Source organism: Simplicispira hankyongi (assembly GCF_003570885.1).
GTDB lineage: Bacteria > Pseudomonadota > Gammaproteobacteria > Burkholderiales > Burkholderiaceae_C > Simplicispira > Simplicispira hankyongi.
The window spans coordinates 50625-69047 of the sequence record NZ_QXJC01000007.1 but is presented as its reverse complement, the minus strand read 5'-3'; the positions used below and the strand labels follow the sequence as shown (position 1 = coordinate 69047).

Sequence of the window (18423 nt, the reverse complement as noted above, 5' to 3'; positions counted from 1 at the left end):
AACTAGACCATAACTCCAAAAAATACTTGATTTTTAAGGAACAACACGATTTCCAGCGTCTACACCCAATTCACCACAAGGCCGCTAACTACTTGATTTATTGGGGGCTTGTGGAACAGCCCAAAAAAGGGTCAAAACCAGGGGACACTTGCCCCCGAACTCAAGCCGTAGCTATTGAACCGACCTGGCGTAGGCGTCGGCTGCTGGTCTCCATGTTCTACAAACAGGCAAAACGGCTCACCAGTGCTGCTGCTGCGCAGTTGCACATAAGGCAGGTCGGGCTTTCGCTCTACCTCATCAGGGATGGCGACAGCCGCTTGTTCAGCCGTTTCGCCCTTGCGCCGCATGCGACGGCGCCGCAGGCGCTCTGCACTGGTTTTGAACTGGCGGCGCTGCACGATGCGATGCGGTACGCCCTTGGGAACCGGAGCCGCAGTGCCGACCTGCGTGTGGTCCCGCATGCCGTGCAACCAGTCCAGTGCCATCAATTGCTCCAGCGCCGCTTGCGTCCCATGGAGGCGCAACACACGACCCAAAGTGCGCTTGGCCAACGGTGTATTCACGTGCTGCGGAAAGCTGATGCCAACATCGCCAGCCGCGCGCTGCACCAGCACTCGGTGCAGCTTGGCCACCAGCGCGCTGAGCAAGTGCGCATGGCTGAACTCGGGGTCGGGCAAAAGGGTGATGTCGATGTAGTGCGTGGTCATGGCTGGCCCACCACTTAGCTGGCATCGCCAAACACGCCACCACGGATGAGCACGGCCATCACAAAGTGCTGCTGCTCCACGGGCGGCACCTGGTCCTTGAGCAGCCAGTTGTCCAGCAGGGTGTAGAAGTCCAGCTTCTGCTTGGGCTGGCGGTAGGCCTTGCCCTGGGTGGTGACGGAGCCGTAGGGCTCCACCGCAATCGGGCCCAGTTCGGCGGCACCTTCGTACCAGGTATCGATGGTGCGAATGGCGTTGCCGATCTTTTGTGAGTGGATGGCGGCCACGCCGCCCACGTCGTACAGCGTCTTGCTCTTACCGGCGCTGCCTTTGTCCAGAATCAGCTCTTGCGAGGGGAACACCTCTTGCCCGGCGCCCTGGCGCACAAAGGCTGTCACCCGCAGCAGCACATGGGAAGTACCCGCCAGCCCTGAAGCCATGGCCTGGCCCAGTTCTGTCACTCCTTTTGCTTCATTATTAATAGCTGTTAGTGACCGTGTATTAAGCGCCAGAGCATCAAAACACCATGTATTCTGAGCCTTGCCGTCCTGCATCTGCTCTACGGTCACTTCCACACTCTCTGCCCCCACGCGGTTGCGCCACAGAAAGCGGCCATTGGCCAGGTTGGCGGCGTAGCGCCGCGCCAGCTCGGCAAAGCCGTGCTGCTGTTTGTAGCCCTGCACGGAGGCCAGCAGCTTGGCCTGGTAGGCCGCGCTGTTGCAGGCAGATGGCGTGCCCGCGCCGCCCAGCACGCGCAGCGTGAAGTGCACCTTGAGCGTATCGGCCTGCGGCGGCAGTGCGGCCACGTCCACGGTTTGCAGGTTGGGGTTCTCGATGGCAGCGTCGAGCTTGGCGGGGTCTTGATCCTTCGCCTTGAGTCGGTTGCTGATGGTGCCGCGCACGGACTTGGTTTGGATGGTGACGGGCTGCCAGGCGTACGACTGGGCGCGGTCTTCCCAGCGGCCAGCGTGGAATACGGCGTCGGAAGGATCAAGCTTACGCTCGAAGGCCAGGACGGAAGCGGTGGTGAGTTTGTCGGTCATGGTGTCAATCCTTGAAAAATCGGGTGCATGAATGAGTGGCGTGGGAAGCTGTCGGCTCAGGTGTAGTCATAGGCGTCGGCGCCATCCCAGTCGGCTGACGTAGCGGTTCCATTGCTGCCATCGCACGGCAGTGGACTGGACCGGTAGCCATTGCAACAGCGGTACAGGCCCTGGGCTTCGTCGGTTTCGGCCTGCCACAGCAGTTCGGTCAGGCTGTGCAGCCGGTGCGGGCTGACCCATTCACCCAGCGAATAGACCGACTCCACAAAGCGCAGCGGCACGTTGGCATCGCGGGCGTTGCGCACCGTTCCTGCGGGGTGCGCCTGCGGGGCCAATGCGGCATAGCCGACGGGGATGGGCACCACCCAGCCGCTGCCTTTGGGACGCAGTGGGTCTCCCCAGGCCACCTTGCCGTCGGGCGCTGGGCTGCAGTCTGCGCTGGGCAGGGGTTGGTGGTTAAAGCGGGCTGCGTGCAACCAGGCATCGAGCAGCGTGGCGTCGGGCTGGGTAGTGCGCAGGTGCTGCAGGCGCTGGGCCAGCAGCTCGTCGCGCCCCACCAGGGCAAAGCCGGGCAGCCATTGCCTGCGCCATTGGCGGAACTCGGCGGCAGCGGCCTCGGGGTCGTCGGGCACGATGGCCATCCACGGCCGCACCCGCTTGCCCGGCACGGGGCGCGAAGGCAGCACACTGCCACCGGCCACGCGCATACCGGCCAGCGTGTCGCCCGCAATCTGCGCCCAGTCGGCCTGTTGCGCATCGTTGCCCTGCACCAGCGCTGCGGGTGTGCCGGGTTTGCGCTTTTCTGATACGGCCAACACCAGCGTGATCTGCAGGTGCATACGGCCTTCTTCAACGATGGCGGCGGTACTGCCGTCTTTGTCCACCGGGTTGCGCGTCAAGTTGAAGCTGCGCACATATCCCTGTGTGACCTGCTCTTGGTGGTGGTGGCACACCACGCCCACGGCCTGGAACCGCAGCGGAACGCCAGCCTGCGCCAGCTTGCGTTCCAGCGCCCACATCAGGCCGATAAAAGCGGTGATGGAGGGGAACCCATGTGTGAGCGGGCTGGCAATGGCGTTGGCGTTCTGGATGCGCAGGTGGGGTAGCACCAGGATGGCTTGGGGTTGGGTCATGGCATGGCCTCCTTGCGTGCGGTGCGGATGCGGTTGCGTCGCTCGCGCAATTGCTGGGCAAAGCCGTCCTCGTCCGCCAGCAGTTCTTTCTTCCATGCACGGAACTCGATCTCGCCAAAGTGCAGCTTGCCATCCAGGCGGTCGTTGAGCCAGTTACCGAAGCGCCTGCCGATGGCCCCAGGCCATTCCATCGCCAGCCACGCCTCGGCAAAGTCTGCTTCCTCCGGAAGTTCTGCCCGCAACGGGTCAAGCCAGTATTGCTCGTCGCTATTGAGCTTGGAAAATCGCTCGTCGCTCAGCGTCCAGCCTGGCGTGAGCAGGTGCTCCAGGTCTGCTGCCATCGCCACCATTTCATCCACCAGCCTGTACACCATGTCATCACGTTGGCTGCGGGTCGCTGCGTTTGCCGGTGGTTTGGACTCCAAAAAGGCACGCAATGCCTGCACGGTTTGGCGCACCAAGGGACGACCGCCGAAGTAGTGGCTAAACACGGAATCTGTCGAGACGGGAAGGCGCTTTTCGCTCACCTTCCACTGCGGCGGAAGGGACGAGAGCAGGTAGTTCATGCCCCGGCGCTCGCTGTTGAGCTGGCTGATGTTCTGCGGCTTGGTGCCGCCCATGTTCTGCACAGCCAGACCGGGGTAGTCGTGGAATACGCCGTCGTGCGCCTTGCGCTCTTTCTTCGCCAGCCGAGCAGCCTTGTTGGCTTCGCCAAAGCGGTCTTCCTGCACCTGAGCGTGTACGGCATGAGCAAGTGACGTGGCGTACAGCGGCGCCAGCAGGGTGTAGTCCGCATCTGTGCAAGCCCTGTCGCCGGTCAGCCAGTACAGCTGCTTGGCCAGGGTGTGGCTGCTAGGCCCCTCGGCGCGGGGTTGGGTCAGCGATACGAAGGCGTTGCGCAGCGCCCGGGCTTGCGCCGGGTCGGTGTGCAGTGCGACCAGGGCATCGGCATCCTGGGCCAGCAGGGCGGTGAGCAGGCTGCGCCCATGCACCTCCAGCTTGAGGAATTTGTACACATCCAGCGCGGCGGCATTGCCCACCACATCGCCCACGAATTGCTCACCCAGTGCGTGGCTGCCAAGTTCGGCCAGCGCTGACAGGCTGGCCGGCTCCACGTAGAGGTTGGTGCCCCGTGCGTCGGGATGGATCGGTTTGAGGGAGTGGGTGACGGCCTGGATTTGCTCCACGCGCTTGGCGGCACTGGCCAGCCACACGTCGTATGCAAAGGAAGCGAGCAGTTCGCCGCGTTGCGGATCGTCGGGTTTGAGCTTGTCCAGCTTGGCCTGCAATCGCTCCTGCAAGAAGCCTGCAATGGCTGCTCTGTAACTGGCGTGGCCAGCCGGTGGCGTTGATTCATCTTTCACGCAGTCTCCTTCTGGCGAAAATCGAAAATTCATCCTACGTGAAGATTTGCACAATACGCAGCTTAGAAAATCGTCCGTGATGTTCTTTTGTCCTATCGCATAGGCAACATACCGAATATCGGTAAACGCTATAAAATACCACTCCATGGCGATCGTCTCTTTCAAGTGCCAGGAAACGCAGCGTCTGTTCACCAGCGGCAAGAGTCGGCGCTTTGCCAACATCCAGAGCGTGGCAGAGCGCAAGCTGGCCCAGTTGGATGCAGCGGCCACCCTGGATTTCTTGCGCAGCCCGCCGGGCAACCGGTTGGAGCTGCTCAGCGGCAACCGCCAGGGCCAGCACAGCATCCGCATCAACGACCAATGGCGCGTGTGCTTTGTCTGGATGGATAAAGGCGTGGCCGACGTGGAGATCGTGGATTACCACTGAGGCCGGGATGGATGGCTTGCCGCCTTGGCGGCGGCCGATAGCAAGGAGAAAGCAATGTTCAAGAACGGTATGCGCCCCATCCACCCCGGAGAGGTGCTGCGTGAGGACTACCTCAAGCCCATGGACATGAGCGCCAACGCTCTGGCCAAGCAGTTGCATGTGCCGGCCTCGCGCATCAACGACATCGTGCTGGAGCGGCGCGGCGTCACGGCTGATACCGCCCTGCGCCTGAGCCGCTTTTTTGGTGGCGATGCGCAGTCGTGGCTGAACCTGCAAACTGCCTACGACCTGCGTGTGGCGGAGCTGGACGAGGCGCTGCAAACGGCGGTGATGGCGGTGCACCCGATAGCGCTGCATCCGGCCTGACGGGCTTATGTCTTGACGGTGAAACCCAGCGCTTGGTGGAACAGCCAGCCATTTTGTTTGCGAGGCAGGCTGGCGGTGGCATAGCGCTGCGCACATTGCTGCAGCGACAGGCCTTGCGCCTGGGCCAGGGCGGTCAATTCGTCCAGCAAATCGACCTGCGGCCAGGGTGAGACGCTCGGTGATGTCAGCAGCGCCTGCGGCAGATCGTGGCAAAGGCTTGTGTGCACGGGCACGTACAGCTTGTCGCCACGTCGCGCTCCATCTTCCACGCGGTGCAGCCGCAGCGTTTCTTCATCCTCATCGGGCAGCAGCGCCACATCTTCACGCGGCAGAGGGTCGTATCGAAAGCGCTGGTACTGCGGCAGGAGGCCGGTGAGCCACAGGTGATCGGGGTGAGCCCAGTGCAGACTTGCAGTGCGCAATGGAGGTACTGGACTGGCGCCCTCTGGCCGAGGCAGCATGGTGTCGTGCATACGGGCGTGCTCTAGGTCCACGAGGCAGCGGCTGGGGAATAACTTGCCGGGAGCCAAGGCAACGCGGGGCTGGGCGTCTACGGCCCATGCGTCAGCGCCCCGCATTTCCCGCGCCATCAAATCGTGCATGTGATGGGACTTGAGTTGGAAGGGCGGGTAATCCGTCTCAAACCCTGGTCTGCAGAAGGCGGCTCCATCCTTGTCCTTGAAGTGCCGCAAGTTGCTGTCGAGCGCCACCATGTTTACCTCGCCCACGGCACCCAGCCGATGCCGCCGCACGCGCCCAGCGAGCTGGATGAGCGAGCGCATGGACGAAGGCTCAACCACGGTCCAGTCGTAGTCGTGGTCGCGGCCCACTTCGGTGACGGGGCTGCCCAGCACAATGAACAGGTGGTGGGGCTCGGGGTGGGCGTCGATGAGCGCACGCAAGGCTGGGCGCTGCAGCACCGGATCGACTCCATCTTGGCTCCGGCGGTTGAGCAGGGTGTCGAGCTGTTGCTCGATGGCCGAGCGCAGCAGCAGGGGGAACTGCGAGTGGTACACGCACAGGTGGATACGCACACCGGGCGCAGGTGCACCCTGCTGGTAGATGGCCAGCGCCACATCAAACAACGGGGCGATATTGGCCATGCGGATCAGGCCCAGGCTGACGTGCTTGCCGCTATCGGGGTCTGCGCTGTGGCTGTGGGGCTGCTGGTGCAGTTGCCACGCCTGCTCCAGCACCAGGCGGGCAAAGTCCTGGCGTCGCTCGTGCTCCTTCAAGTTGTGCCAGTTGTCGGGTAGCAGCGCAATCCGCGCAAGGCGCCGCACTTCGGCCTGCTTCAGCTTGGCTACGCGCTTGTGCACGTATTGGGTGTGTGCTTCGCGGAAGGCGGCACCCTCGGCGCAGTCTTGCGAGGTGTGATGGAACTCGTCGATCCACAGGCAGCAGATGTTCGCCGCCTCACTGGGGCGCTCGCTGCGGTGCTTCTGATACACAGCGCGCCCGGCGCGGTAGGCCAGAAACAGCCCTTCCACCAGCGCGGGCGGCAAGGTCGCGGACGACAGCAGCACGCGGCTGCCCAACAGGCCCGCCCAATGCACCAACCGCGTGAGCGCGGGCAGGTCGGCCATGTCAAAGTCGTCGGGTTCGTCCAGCACCAGGTCACCGGTCATGAGGCGCAGCATGGGGGCGATCTGGCGGCCACCGCGCAGGCTTTCGGTGGCGGGAGTGAGATGGTCTACGGTGCAGACGAGCAGCGGGGCCGCCAACAGGCGACGTACTTGCGCGTCATCCGTCAGCCGTTGTAGCAAGGGATGCTGGTTGTTGCCTTCGTAAAGCACGGCGCCGCCCTCATCGAACAGCTGCTGGCTGGAGGCGGAGCCGGTGGCCTCGGCTTGTTGCTCCCAGTATTCAAACAAGGCCCGGCTGGCCGCGCCACCGACCTGAATGGCGAGTTGCTCATCGCTCAGAAGCAGATCGTTTTGGAAGACACGCCCGGTTTGCAGCGTGAGCGTGCGCAGGCCAATGGCAAATGCACAGCGCATGCCCGTGGCAGGGTCCGCCAGCGCATTCATGATCCGTGCGTTGCCCAAGGTTTTGCCGCAGCCGGTGGACGCCATGTTGACGATGAAAGCACCTTGCGCAGCGGTACGAGCCCGCACGCTGGCAGCCAGATCGGCGGCCTGGTCTTGCCAGGAAAAGCGGGCGTCGGCGCTGCGCCTTTTGAGGGACTTGTGGTTCTTGAGGGCGGGCAGGCTGCGCGTCAAACTGGGCAGCGAGCGTGCTACCAGCGTGGCGTGGGCTTGTACGCCCAGCAGGTGCTCGTCCAAAGTTTGATTAAAAATAGGGCTATGGCGCTTATCTGGCAAGCGCTTACAGCTATCATTTTTAACAGTATTGGCGTAGAGCGGGTAGCCAGGGTTGCGATACGGCTGGCGGCGCGCATCGTCGCTGATGCTGGAGTAGTGGTGGTCTGCCAGCATCAGGCACAGGCGTGCCACATGCATGGTGAAAGGGTCGTGCAACACAAATGTGCTGGCGGGTGCCTGGGCCAGTTCTTGGAGCTTGCGGGCATAGCGTGCCGCCTGCTTGCGCCAGGGCAGCGTGGCGACGGGCAGACCGTGCGGGAAGGTCCAATAAGTACGCACGGTGGTGGAATCTGCCGCTTCGCGGGGCTCGTTCCAGTCGGCATGTATTTGTGTGAGCAGGCCGTCCAGCTCATTGCTGTTGAGAAACGGTGGCTTGGTGCCGAAACGGCACCACTTCTGGCCAGGCTCTTCGCTTTCGTCGTCGTGGTCCCGCTCTCTTTTAAGGACAGGCTTGCAGGGCAGCCGATGGTGCGTCAGCACCAGCCACGCGACAGCTTGGGCAAGTGGGGGCAAGCAGCGAAACGGATTATGGGGACTGGTAGTGCTGTCGCTTGCGATATGGGTATCCAGCCCATCGCGCAGCAATCGCTTGGCGGCATGGTCCAGCCACTGCGCCTCGAAGGCGGCGGCATCGATCTCTGAATCTGCGCAGGCCGCCAGCCGCAGAAGCCAGCCTGGATCGTCGTCCTGCCCCACAAACGCCTGGAACAAGCGCACCGACACCCATTCGTGCCGATAGTGATTGCGCTCGCGCACGCCGAGGTGTTTGAGCCTGTCCTGAAACGCCTGCGTGGCCTTGCCCAGGTCGTGCAGCAGGGCCGCCAGGGCTGCCAGTGCCGTCATCAGAGGCAAGTGGTGCCAGGCGTTTTCATCTTCTGTACGCAGCACATTGCTGGCGGTGGTGTTGGTGGGCACCGCACCTTCGGGGTTGAACTGGTGCGCATCGCCCACCACCCACAGCAACTCGCTGTGGTCACGCCCGCGTATCCAGTGGCAGGCTACGGCAGTGTTCTTGCGGGCCGTTGCACGCAAGAGCTTGCGCGCGGTATCGAGTCCGGCCTGGGTGATGGAAGTTTGCCAAGTGCGCTCACCACGGCGTTCGGCAAACTGGTCGAGGATGCGGCGGGTTTCGGTCAGCGCACGCTTGCTGCATTGCGAAACGAACAGCACGTTCATGCTTTGGCCTCTGGGCTGGCGGCCATGCGGGCGGTCTCGATCGCAATCTGCTTGAGCGTGTCGATCATGAAATCCAGCGACTCACTGCGCGTGAGTGCTTCGATGCACTGGCGGCGAAACTGTTGTTCATCGTCACCGCGCATCGCCGACAAAAAAGCCTGGGGCAATATGGCCGCATCCTTGACCAGATCGGCGGCATCAAACACCAGGCCACCGCGCCGCGTTTTGCCATGCAGCACGGCCAAGCCGTGTGGCAGGCCCAGCACCCAAGTGGCCGTGGCACCCAGTCCGTAGGCCAGGTAATTGCCATGGTCCAGAAAACGATTGGCTGCATCGGTACCGCTGCCGTGTTTGGCGCGTGTGAACTCGCCATAGCCCACGGTATCCACCGCCAGCTTGAACAAAGCTTTGGTCAAGCGAGCTTCGTCCGTCAACAGAGCCGTCACGTCGGGAGCATGAGCAATCCGCTGCTGAAACTGTTGCACCAGCGTTTGAAGCCGCGCCAAATCCACGGAAAAACCGGCCTCACGCAATGTGCGTGTGTCCCACTCCTTCAGCAATCGCTGCAGACGCCAACCCTGCAAGGCCTTGGCCGCGTGCAGGCGCAGTTCGTCTTCAAACCAGAACTTCACCCAAGCCTGCAAGTATTCGATGGGACGGTATTCACTTTGAGGCGACAGCCAAGCCACCTCAATATCGATCTCGTTGGCACTGAACAGCGGCGTGCCACCACCGCCGCAGAACCCCACCAGAACCCCCGCCTTGGCCAACTCGCGCATGGCCGCCTGAGTGATCGAAGTACCCGTGCCCAGCAATATGCTGGTAGTGTTGGCGATAGGAATGTTCCAGTAAAGGCTCTTCTTGCCCGCATCGGTCACATATTCGACACGCCCGCCATTCACCAACACACGGCAGTGTTCCAGATAGTAGATATTGGCCCGCTGCGAGTGCAGTATGGCTTTGAGGTCGGATGACGCGACTTCGTTCATAGGCTCCCTGCCCTTTCTTGTCAGAAGCTTCAAAGTCACACCATCGCAATCGCCTGCGAGATGTGGACAACATACTGCACGCCCTGTAGCGATTTTTTTGATTACGTGCCTAGCGCGCGCACCACTTGCGCCCCATGCGACAGCACAAACAGCACCAGCCCCACCAGCCCGCCCACCAGCGTGCCGTTGACGCGGATGAACTGCAGGTCGCGCCCGATGTGCAGCTCAATGAGCGCGGACATCTCGCGTGCGTCCCAGGCGCTCACGGTCTGCTCGATGTGCTGGGCGATGAAGCGCGACGCCTCGGGCGCCAGGCCCTGCACCCAGCGCTCCAGCCGCACGTTGAGCGAAGCGCGCAGCCGCTCGTCGCCCGCCAGCGCGTGGCCCAGCCACAGCGCCATGCGGCGCACGCGCGCTGCGGTTCCCGAGTCTTCCCGCGCCAGGTCGGCCAGCAACGCGCTACGGGCGCTGCGCCAGAGCGATTGCACATACTCAGCCAGCGCCGCGTCGTGGCTGAGGTAGTGGCGGAAATCCTCGGCGTGCTGCAGCCAAGCCGGGTCGCTGCGCAGGCGCGCTATCCATTCGTGCACCGCTTCGTCAAACTGCGCGCGCAGCCGGTGCTCGGGGTGCGCGGCAATGTCGGCCAGCAGGCTCTCCAGCGCATTGGCCACCATGGCCGACCCCTTGTCGCCCAGCCAGTCGGTGGGCAGGAGCTTTTCCTTGCGCGGGTGCTCGCGCTTGAGCCAGCCGACCAGCGTGCTGGCGATGAGCTGGCGCGTTTCCTCCTCTTGCAACACGGCGATGAGCCGCGAGAGCGCCTGATCAAGCAATTGCTGGTGGCGCCCGCCCTGGGTGAGCGCGGCGAGCAGCTCGGAGCCAAGCCGCGCCAGGTCCATCTGCCCCACCACCGAGCGCAGCGCGCGCTGCACAAAGCGCTCGACCTGCGCGTCTTCCAGCGCCTGCAGCGCGGCCGCCAGCATGCGCGCCACCTGCGCCGCCACCAACCGGGCATTGGCCGGGCGGGTAAGCCAGTTGGCCACCAGGGCGGCAGGGTCGCGGCGGCGGATCAGCGCGACCAGGGAATCGGTGTCAAGAAACTTCTCGCGCACAAACTGCGCCAGGTTGCGCCCAATGCGGTCCTTGTTGCGCGGAATGATGGCCGTGTGCCGCGAGATGAACGGCAAGGGCACGCGGTGAAACAGCGCGCGCACGGCGAACCAGTCGGCCAGCGCGCCCACCATGGCGGCCTCGGCCACGGCTTTGAGTGCCAGCACCGCCAGATGCGGCGGCGCCAGGCTCGTACCGACGAACACCGCAGCGGCCAGAACCAGCAAGGCGAGTGCCAGGCGCTTGGCGCGCACAAGCTCAATGCTGGCGTCCTGCACGCCCTGCCCTTATTTAATTCCCAGCAGCTCGACTTCGAAGTTGAGCGTGGCGTTGGGCGGAATCACGCCGCCCGCGCCGCGCGCGCCGTAGGCAATGGCTGGCGGGCAGGTGAGCTTGGCCTTGCCGCCCACTTTCATTTTCTGCACGCCTTCGGTCCAGCAAGGGATCACGCCCGACAAGGGGAACTCAATCGGTTGGCCGCGCGCGATGGAGCTGTCGAATTCCTTGCCGGATTCGGGGAAGGTGCCGCGATAGTGCACGCGCACGGTGTCGCTGGCCTTGGGGCTGGGGCCGGTGCCTTCCTTGAGACTCTCATAGATGAGGCCGCTGGCCGTGGTGACAGGCGCTGCAGCAAACGCCGGCGTGGTGGCAGAAACGGCCAGAACCGCCAATGCGCCCAGGGCGCTCCAGGGTCGAATGAAGAAGGTCATGAAAAATAAAAGAAGGGAAAGGTGGAATGACGGCGCAAACCGAAAAAAGTTGCCTGCTTGTCCGATCAACCCTTGGCCGCAATAGCGTCCAGAGCAGTGGCCAGTTGCTGCACCGTGCGGTCGACGTTGTGCCATTTCTCCAGGCCAAACAGACCGAGGCGGAAGGTTTTGAAATCCGGCCCTTCGTCACACTGCAGCGGCACGCCCGAAGCGGTCTGCAAGCCGACTTCCACAAATTTTTTGCCGCTCTGGATGCCGGGGTCCGTGGTGAAGCTCACCACCACGCCAGGCGCCTTGAAGCCGTCGGCCGCAACGCTGGGGAAACCGCGCGATTCGAGCAGCGCGCGCACCTTGTCGCCAAGCGCCATCTGTTCCTGGCGAACCTTCTCGAAACCATAGCCCTTTGTTTCCAGCATCACGTCGCGCAGGCGCACCAGGGCGTCGGTGGGCATGGTGGTGTGGTAGGCGTGCGCGCCTTTTTCGTAGCCCTCGGCGATCTGCATCCATTTTTTCAGGTCGCAGGAGAAGCTTGAACTCTGCGTGTCTTCGATGGCGATCCGAGCACGCTCGGAGAGCATCACCATGGCGCAGCAGGGCGAGCCGCTCCAGCCCTTTTGCGGAGCCGAGATGAGCACGTCGACTCCCGTGGCCTGCATGTCCACCCACATCGCGCCCGAGGCCACGCAGTCAAGCACAAAAAGCGCGCCGACTGAGTGCGCCGCATCGGCCACGGTGCGCAGGTAGTCGTCGGGCAGGAGGATGCCGCTGGCGGTCTCAACGTGCGGCGCGAACACCACCTTGGGCTTCTCGGCGCGGATGGCCTGCGCCACTTCGCTTGCCGGACAAGGCGCCCAGGGCGCCTGCGCCCCGTCGCCCTGGCGCCGCGCCTTGCAGACCACGGCACCGCCGCCCAGGCCCCCAGCGTCAAAGATCTGGCTCCAGCGGTAGCTGAACCAGCCGTTGCGCACGATCAGCACCTTTTCCTTGTTGGCAAACTGGCGCGCCACGGCCTCCATGCCAAAGGTGCCGCTGCCGGGCACCAGCACGGCGGTCTGGGCGTGGTAGACGTCTTTCAGTGTCGCCAGGATGTCTTTCATCACACCGGCAAAGCGCTGCGACATGTGGTTGAGCGCGCGGTCGGTGTAGACCACGGAAAACTCCAGCAAACCATCCGGGTCAATATCAGCAAGCAATCCAGGCATGTAGCCTCCTTCAGCAACGATTTCGCAACGGCACGAATGTTCGGCCGACCCTGTGAAAAAGCCAGCTTAGCACGGCAAAATTTCTCCTGGGCAGCTGCGTTGCACGCCAGGCCTGGCTGCACAATCGCGCGGGCCACGCTGTTCGTACGCCACCCTAGCCGCTTTGCTGCCATGCACCTCCTACCGGACGAAATCCGCCACGCCAGCCGCCAGCTGGGCCCCGGCCTGATCACCGGAGCCGCCGACGACGATCCGAGCGGGATTGCGACTTACTCTCAAGCGGGCGCCGCGTTTGGCGTGGGCATGGCATGGACGCTGGTGATCACGACACCCCTGATGATCGCCATCCAGATGGTCAGCGCACGCATTGGCTGGGTCACCGGCCGCGGACTGGCCGCCACCATGTGCCGCGTCCTGCCGCGCTGGCTCAGCCTGTCGCTGGTGGTCATGCTGGTGCTGGCGAACACCCTTAATATCGCAGCAGATATTGCCGCCATGGGCGAAGCGCTACAGCTTGTAGTGGGCGGTGGCCAGCACGGCCACGCCTTGCTGTTTGGCGCTCTGTGCGCCGTGCTTCCGGTCTGGTTCAATTACGATGGCATGGTGCGCGTCTTCAAATGGCTGACACTGGCGTTGCTCTCGTATGTCGTGGTGGTGCTGGTGCTGCATGCGCAATGGGCCACCTTGCTGCACCAGTCGATCCTGCCTGAAGCAGGTGCCGGCAGTGCGTACTGGATGATGGTGGTCGCCGTGCTGGGCACCACCATCAGTCCCTACCTGTTTTTCTGGCAAGCCTCGCAAGAGGCCGAGTTGCGCCAGCGCGGCCAGGCACTGGAGGAGCCGATCAACAGCACCCGCTTCATGCGTGAACACCTGGCCCGCATCAAGCTGGATACCCAATTTGGCATGGGGTTTTCGAATGCCATTGCGCTGTGCGTGATGCTGGCGACCACGCTGACCCTGCACACCAATGGGCATTTCGATATCCAGACCACCGCGGAGGCGGCGCAAGCGCTCAAGCCGATTGCAGGCGATTTTGCTTTCACGCTGTTTGCGCTGGGCATTGTGGGAACCGGCATGCTGGCAGTGCCGGTGCTCGCAGGTTCAGCGGCCTACGCCGTAGCAGACGTGTTTGAGTGGCGATCCGGGCTGGACCACCGCCTGGGGGAAGCCAAGGGGTTTTACGCCGTGTTGATCAGCGCCACCGTCGTGGGCACGCTGCTCGATTTCACGCCGCTGGACCCCATCAAGGCGCTGGTCTGGAGTGCCGTGGTCAATGGCGTTATCGCCGTCCCTATCATGGCCGTACTGATGGTGATTGGTTCACGCGAATCGATTCTGGGCGAGCACACGCTCAGCCTGCGCCACCGGATTTTTGGGTGGCTGGCGTTTGCCGTGATGCTGCTGGCGGTACTGGCCATGCTGGCAAGCAGTGGCAATACGTCCTGACGCCAGCGTCCCAAGGGCTTGTCCCGAATGGGGTTCAAAGGCAACAATTGCTCTCACCCCGTTTTTCACAAGGAGCCGCCATGCACCGCCCTCTCCGTTTCTGGCCTGCCGCATTGCTGTGCGCCGGCTGCACCCTGGCCGCACCTGCCATGGCCCAGTCGGTCAAGCCTGGGTTGTGGGAAATCAGCACGCACATCCAGCATTCCGACAAGGCCACGCAGGACGCCATGGCACAAATGCAGGCACAGATGGCCAGCATGCCGCCAGCGCAGCGAACGCAGATGCAAGCCATGCTCGCGCGACAAGGCGTGTCCATGGACGGACAAAGCGGCATGCGCGTCAAAAGCTGTGTCACGCCAGAGGAGGCATCGCGCCTTGAAGTGCCCCTGCAGAAAGGCAACTGCAAGACGACGCCCGCCAACCGCTCGGGCAATACCGTGGCCTACAGCTACCAGTGCACCGATCCCGTGGTGCAAGGCGAGGCCACCGTCACCTTCTCCAGCCCCACGGCCTATACGATGCACAACGAAAGCACCGTGACGGAAAATGGCAGGCCCCGCAAGACCACCATGGACGCCGAGGGCCGCTGGCTTCAAGACGACTGCACAGGGGCGATGAACGCAGCGCCGCGCAAGAAGCGCTGACTCAGGCTCTCTGCGGCCGCGTGCCGAACAGGCCGCTTCCGACCCTCACCAGCGTGCTCCCCGCAGCGATGGCGGCCTCAAGGTCGCCTGTCATGCCCAGCGACAGCGTATCGAAGCGTTCACAGCCTGGCACGGCAGCCGCCCGAATCTCGTCGAACACCTTGCGGGCGCGCAAATGCAGGGCACGCTGGGTATCGAAATCCGGCGCTGGCTCGGGAATGCTCATCACCCCCCGCAGACACAGACGCGGCAATTGCGCCACTACACGTGCCAGGGCGAGCGCCTCGTCCGGCGCTACGCCAGCTTTGTTGGCACCGCCGTCGACATTGACCTGAATGCACACCTGCAAGGGTGCCAGCTGCGCAGGCCGCTGATCCGCAAGGCGCCGTGCGATCTTTTCGCGGTCCAGTGTCTGCAGCCAGTCAAAGTGCTCAGCGACCAGCCGCGTCTTGTTGGCCTGCACCGGACCAATGCAATGCCACACCAGCGAGGTCCACCCGGCTGCGCGCAACTGTGCGATTTTGTCCACTCCCTCCTGGAGGTAGTTCTCACCAAAGGCTTGCTGACCGAGACGTGCCACCTGGGCAACACAGTCTGCGGGGAAGGTCTTGGAAACCGCCAGCAACCCAACCTCGCACGGGTCGCGTCCGACAGCCCGACACGCGGCGTCGATACGGGTGCGCACCTCTTGGAACTTGCATGCAATCGTGGTCATAATGTTTGCCAAGCGTACCAAACGACCGAGGGAATCCCGTGGACATCACCCAACTGCTGGCGTTCAGCGTCAAAAACAAGGCGTCTGACCTGCACCTTTCCGCAGGCCTTCCGCCCATGATCCGGGTCCACGGCGACGTGCGGCGCATCAACGTCGACGCGCTGGACCACAAAACGGTCCACGCCATGGTGTACGACATCATGAGCGACTCGCAGCGCAAGAGCTACGAAGAATTCCTGGAGGTCGATTTCTCGTTCGAGATTGAAGGCCTGGCACGTTTTCGGGTCAACGCCTTCAACCAGAACCGCGGCGCCGCCGCCGTGTTCCGCACGATTCCGAGCAAGATTCTGACGCTGGAACAACTCAACGCCCCCAAGATCTTCGCCGACCTCGCGCTCAAGCCGCGCGGCTTGGTGCTTGTGACCGGCCCCACGGGCTCGGGCAAGTCAACCACGCTCGCCGGCATGGTGAACCACCTGAACGAGAGCGAATACGGCCATGTGCTGACCATCGAAGATCCGATCGAGTTCGTGCACGAATCCAAGAAATGCCTGATCAACCAGCGCGAAGTCGGCCCGATGACGCTGTCGTTCGCCGCTGCCTTGCGGTCGGCGCTGCGCGAAGACCCGGACGCCATCCTGGTGGGCGAAATGCGCGACCTGGAAACCATTCGCCTTGCCATGACCGCGGCAGAAACCGGCCACCTGGTGTTCGGCACGCTGCACACGTCGAGCGCCGCCAAGACCATCGACCGGATCATCGACGTGTTCCCCGCCGAAGAAAAGGAAATGGTCCGCGCCATGCTGTCCGAGTCGCTGCAGGCGGTGGTTTCGCAAACCCTGTGCAAGCTCAAAGACGGCTCGGGCCGCGTGGCGGCGCACGAGATCATGCTGGGCACGAGTGCCATCCGCAACCTCATTCGCGAGGCCAAGGTGGCGCAGATGTATTCCACCATCCAGACCAGCAACAGCGTGGGCATGCAGACGCTGGACCAGAACCTGACCGACTTGGTGCGCCGCAACATCATCAGCCCCGCCGAAGCCCGCAGCAAAGCCAAGATTCCGGACAATTTCCCGGGTTGAGGCCGTGCCCATTCTTCGTCGTTTTCTTTCGTCTTTTGGCGACCCAGCGGCCGCCCACCGGAGCACCCCATGAAAGGCATTCTCGGCCTGCTGCGCAATACGCGCAGCGCCAAGTCCCAGGCGGAGCACAGCGATTCCGTCTTCTTCTCTACCGCCTTCGCCAACCAGGGTGTCGATTCGAACATGCTGGTGCCCTGGGAAGCGCGCGCGGTGGAAGTGGGTGCCAAACGCCTCCCAGCCAGCCGCGGCGGCAAGCTGCTGCAGGCGCTGTGGGCCAAGGACAAATACATGGCGCACCTGGACAACGATGCGGTGCGGCGCATGGAGCAGTTCTTTGAATTTGCCCACGTGCAGTCCAACCGCGACGTGATCCGCCAGGACGAATATGGCAATTTCATGGTGGTGCTGCTGACAGGCACCATTGCGGTAGACCGCATTCAACCCTGGGGGGAACAATTGCGCCTGGCGGAGACGCGTCCAGGCGACATCCTGGGCGAGATGTCGCTGCTCGACAGCGGCATCCGCTTTTCCGCCTGCACAACGCTGACCGATTGCGAAATCGCCGTCCTCTCCGCCGAGGGCATGGACGACATGATGGTGAAAGACCCGCAATTGGCCGCCAGTCTGGTGGCCCTGCTGGCACGCAAGCTTTCGCTGCGCCTGCGCGCGGTGAGCGCGCGTTTGAGTGAAAACCAAAAATAAGCACTGCAATGCGCGGCGCACCGCCTTCTCGGGCCTTTCCGGGAAAGGGTGTTTCGAACTGCACTGGGCGGCGCCTGCGCCGATGCTGAGAGGACTATGCGATGGAACGCGATCAGGCCAGTAAATTCATCAACGATCTGCTCAAGCTGTTGGTCGGCCGCGGCGGCAGCGATTTGTTCATCACGGCGGAATTCCCGCCCGCCATCAAGGTCGATGGCGCGATTGCCAAAGTCTCGCCCCAGCCGCTGACGCCGAGCCACACGCTGACGCTGGCGCGCGCCATCATGAGCGACAAGCAGGCGGCGGATTTCGAGCGCACCAAGGAATGCAACTTCGCCATTTCCCCCTCCGGGATCGGGCGCTTTCGGGTCAACGCCTTCATCCAGCAAGGCCGCGTGGGCATGGTGCTGCGCGTGATTCCGCTCACGCTGCCGACCATTGACGGCCTCGGCGTACCGCAGGTACTCAAGGACGTGACCATGACCAAGCGTGGCCTGTGCATCCTGGTGGGCGCCACGGGTTCGGGCAAATCGACCACGCTGGCCGCCATGGTGGACTGGCGCAACGAACACACCTTCGGCCACATCATCACCGTGGAAGATCCGGTGGAATTCGTGCATCCGCACAAGAACTGCGTGGTGACTCAGCGCGAGGTCGGGCTCGACACCGAAAGCTGGGAAGCAGCACTGAAGAACACGCTTCGCCAAGCTCCCGACGTGATTCTGATGGGCGAAATCCGGGACCGCGAAACCATGGAGCACGCCATTGCGTTCTCCGAAACCGGCCACCTGTGTCTGGCCACGCTGCACGCCAACAGCGCCAACCAGGCGCTGGACCGCATCATCAACTTCTTCCCCGAAGAGCGCCGCGCGCAGTTGCTGATGGATCTGTCGCTGAACCTGCGCGCACTGGTCTCGCAGCGACTGATCGCCAAGCAGGACGGCAAGGGCCGCGCTGCAGCGGTAGAGATCATGCTGAACACACCGCTCATTTCCGATCTGATCTTCAAGGGCGAGGTCGCCGAGATCAAGGAGATCATGAAAAAGAGCCGCAATCTCGGCATGCAGACCTTTGACCAGGCGCTCTTCGACCTGTTCGAAGCCAATGTCATCACCTACGAAGACGCGCTGCGCAACGCCGACTCTCTCAACGACCTGCGCCTGCAGATCAAGCTCAGCAGCCAGCGCGCAAAGACCACCGATCTGGCAGCCGGCACCGAGCACTTCGTCATCGTCTGATCCACCCCCCGCCGTCCACACGGCGGTTGCACGCCGTCCCAGCGGCTG

At 63.2% G+C, this 18423-nt stretch carries 17 protein-coding genes and 1 CRISPR repeat array (1 of these 18 cut by a window edge); of the genes, 7 read left to right on the top strand and 10 right to left on the bottom strand.

The annotated features are described in order from the left end of the window. Nucleotides 1-3: direct repeats of the CRISPR family, unit length 28 nt (it extends 1886 nt beyond the left edge of the window). A gap of 128 nt (nt 4-131) precedes the next feature. Genes cas6f through csy1 form a run of 4 tightly spaced genes read right to left on the bottom strand, consistent with a single transcriptional unit; the run spans nt 132 to nt 4244 of the window. After that, on the bottom strand, nt 132-707 hold the full coding sequence (gene cas6f / locus D3F03_RS14020; protein ID WP_119110054.1) for a type I-F CRISPR-associated endoribonuclease Cas6/Csy4: 576 nt from the start codon (nt 705-707) through the stop codon (nt 132-134). Between the two features lie 14 nt (nt 708-721). Then, nucleotides 722-1747: a type I-F CRISPR-associated protein Csy3 gene (csy3, locus tag D3F03_RS14015; RefSeq protein WP_119110053.1), complete on the bottom strand. Its 1026-nt coding sequence runs from the start codon at nt 1745-1747 to the stop codon at nt 722-724. Between the two features lie 56 nt (nt 1748-1803). After that, nucleotides 1804-2880 carry a type I-F CRISPR-associated protein Csy2 gene (gene csy2 / locus D3F03_RS14010; protein WP_119110052.1) on the bottom strand — a complete coding sequence of 359 codons (1077 nt, stop codon included), beginning with the start codon at nt 2878-2880 and terminating at the stop codon, nt 1804-1806. Beyond that, complete coding sequence (gene csy1 / locus D3F03_RS14005; RefSeq protein WP_245960628.1) at nt 2877-4244, bottom strand: type I-F CRISPR-associated protein Csy1; 1368 nt, start codon at nt 4242-4244, stop codon at nt 2877-2879. The genes csy2 and csy1 overlap by 4 nt, the downstream gene beginning before the upstream one ends. Nucleotides 4245-4389: 145 nt before the next feature. Here csy1 and D3F03_RS14000 point away from each other — a divergent pair, with 145 nt between their 5' ends. Next, nucleotides 4390-4671, top strand: coding sequence for a type II toxin-antitoxin system RelE/ParE family toxin (locus tag D3F03_RS14000; RefSeq protein WP_119110050.1), 282 nt, complete (start codon nt 4390-4392; stop codon nt 4669-4671). 54 nt (nt 4672-4725) lie between these two features. Next, entirely contained in the window at nt 4726-5037 is a 312-nt protein-coding gene (locus D3F03_RS13995; RefSeq protein ID WP_119110049.1) for a HigA family addiction module antitoxin, read from the top strand. A 5-nt stretch (nt 5038-5042) separates the two neighbouring features. Here the strand turns inward: D3F03_RS13995 and cas3f are convergent, their stop codons facing one another. From cas3f to D3F03_RS13970, 5 genes are all read right to left on the bottom strand, one after another. Next, the gene (cas3f, locus tag D3F03_RS13990; RefSeq protein ID WP_119110048.1) at nt 5043-8537 is read right to left on the bottom strand and encodes a type I-F CRISPR-associated helicase Cas3f; all 3495 of its coding nucleotides are present in this window, start codon (nt 8535-8537) and stop codon (nt 5043-5045) included. Then, entirely contained in the window at nt 8534-9526 is a 993-nt protein-coding gene (gene cas1f, locus D3F03_RS13985; protein ID WP_119110047.1) for a type I-F CRISPR-associated endonuclease Cas1f, read from the bottom strand. Before cas1f ends, cas3f begins: the two co-directional genes overlap by 4 nt. 101 nt (nt 9527-9627) lie before the next feature. Continuing rightward, nucleotides 9628-10911 carry a DUF445 domain-containing protein gene (locus tag D3F03_RS13980; protein ID WP_119110046.1) on the bottom strand — a complete coding sequence of 428 codons (1284 nt, stop codon included), beginning with the start codon at nt 10909-10911 and terminating at the stop codon, nt 9628-9630. Nucleotides 10912-10920: 9 nt separating this feature from the next. Then, complete coding sequence (locus D3F03_RS13975) at nt 10921-11343, bottom strand: FKBP-type peptidyl-prolyl cis-trans isomerase (protein WP_119110045.1); 423 nt, start codon at nt 11341-11343, stop codon at nt 10921-10923. Between the two features lie 65 nt (nt 11344-11408). After that, entirely contained in the window at nt 11409-12545 is a 1137-nt protein-coding gene (locus D3F03_RS13970) for an aminotransferase class V-fold PLP-dependent enzyme (RefSeq protein WP_119110044.1), read from the bottom strand. A 171-nt stretch (nt 12546-12716) separates the two neighbouring features. Here D3F03_RS13970 and D3F03_RS13965 point away from each other — a divergent pair, with 171 nt between their 5' ends. Continuing rightward, a complete protein-coding gene (locus D3F03_RS13965; RefSeq protein ID WP_119110043.1) occupies nt 12717-13994 on the top strand; it encodes an Nramp family divalent metal transporter in 1278 nt (425 codons plus the stop codon). Between the two features lie 80 nt (nt 13995-14074). Then, nucleotides 14075-14638: a DUF3617 domain-containing protein gene (locus D3F03_RS13960; protein WP_119110042.1), complete on the top strand. Its 564-nt coding sequence runs from the start codon at nt 14075-14077 to the stop codon at nt 14636-14638. Nucleotide 14639: 1 nt separating this feature from the next. Here the strand turns inward: D3F03_RS13960 and D3F03_RS13955 are convergent, their stop codons facing one another. Beyond that, on the bottom strand, nt 14640-15353 hold the full coding sequence (locus tag D3F03_RS13955; protein WP_119110041.1) for a YggS family pyridoxal phosphate-dependent enzyme: 714 nt from the start codon (nt 15351-15353) through the stop codon (nt 14640-14642). A gap of 38 nt (nt 15354-15391) precedes the next feature. Between D3F03_RS13955 and D3F03_RS13950 the strand changes: the two genes are divergently transcribed. From D3F03_RS13950 to D3F03_RS13940, 3 genes are all read left to right on the top strand, one after another. Further along, nucleotides 15392-16435 carry a type IV pilus twitching motility protein PilT gene (locus D3F03_RS13950; protein ID WP_119110040.1) on the top strand — a complete coding sequence of 348 codons (1044 nt, stop codon included), beginning with the start codon at nt 15392-15394 and terminating at the stop codon, nt 16433-16435. Between the two features lie 69 nt (nt 16436-16504). Beyond that, a complete protein-coding gene (locus D3F03_RS13945) occupies nt 16505-17137 on the top strand; it encodes a cyclic nucleotide-binding domain-containing protein (RefSeq protein WP_119110039.1) in 633 nt (210 codons plus the stop codon). Nucleotides 17138-17238: 101 nt separating this feature from the next. Next, entirely contained in the window at nt 17239-18375 is a 1137-nt protein-coding gene (locus D3F03_RS13940; RefSeq protein WP_119110038.1) for a PilT/PilU family type 4a pilus ATPase, read from the top strand. Nucleotides 18376-18423: the final 48 nt, after the last annotated feature.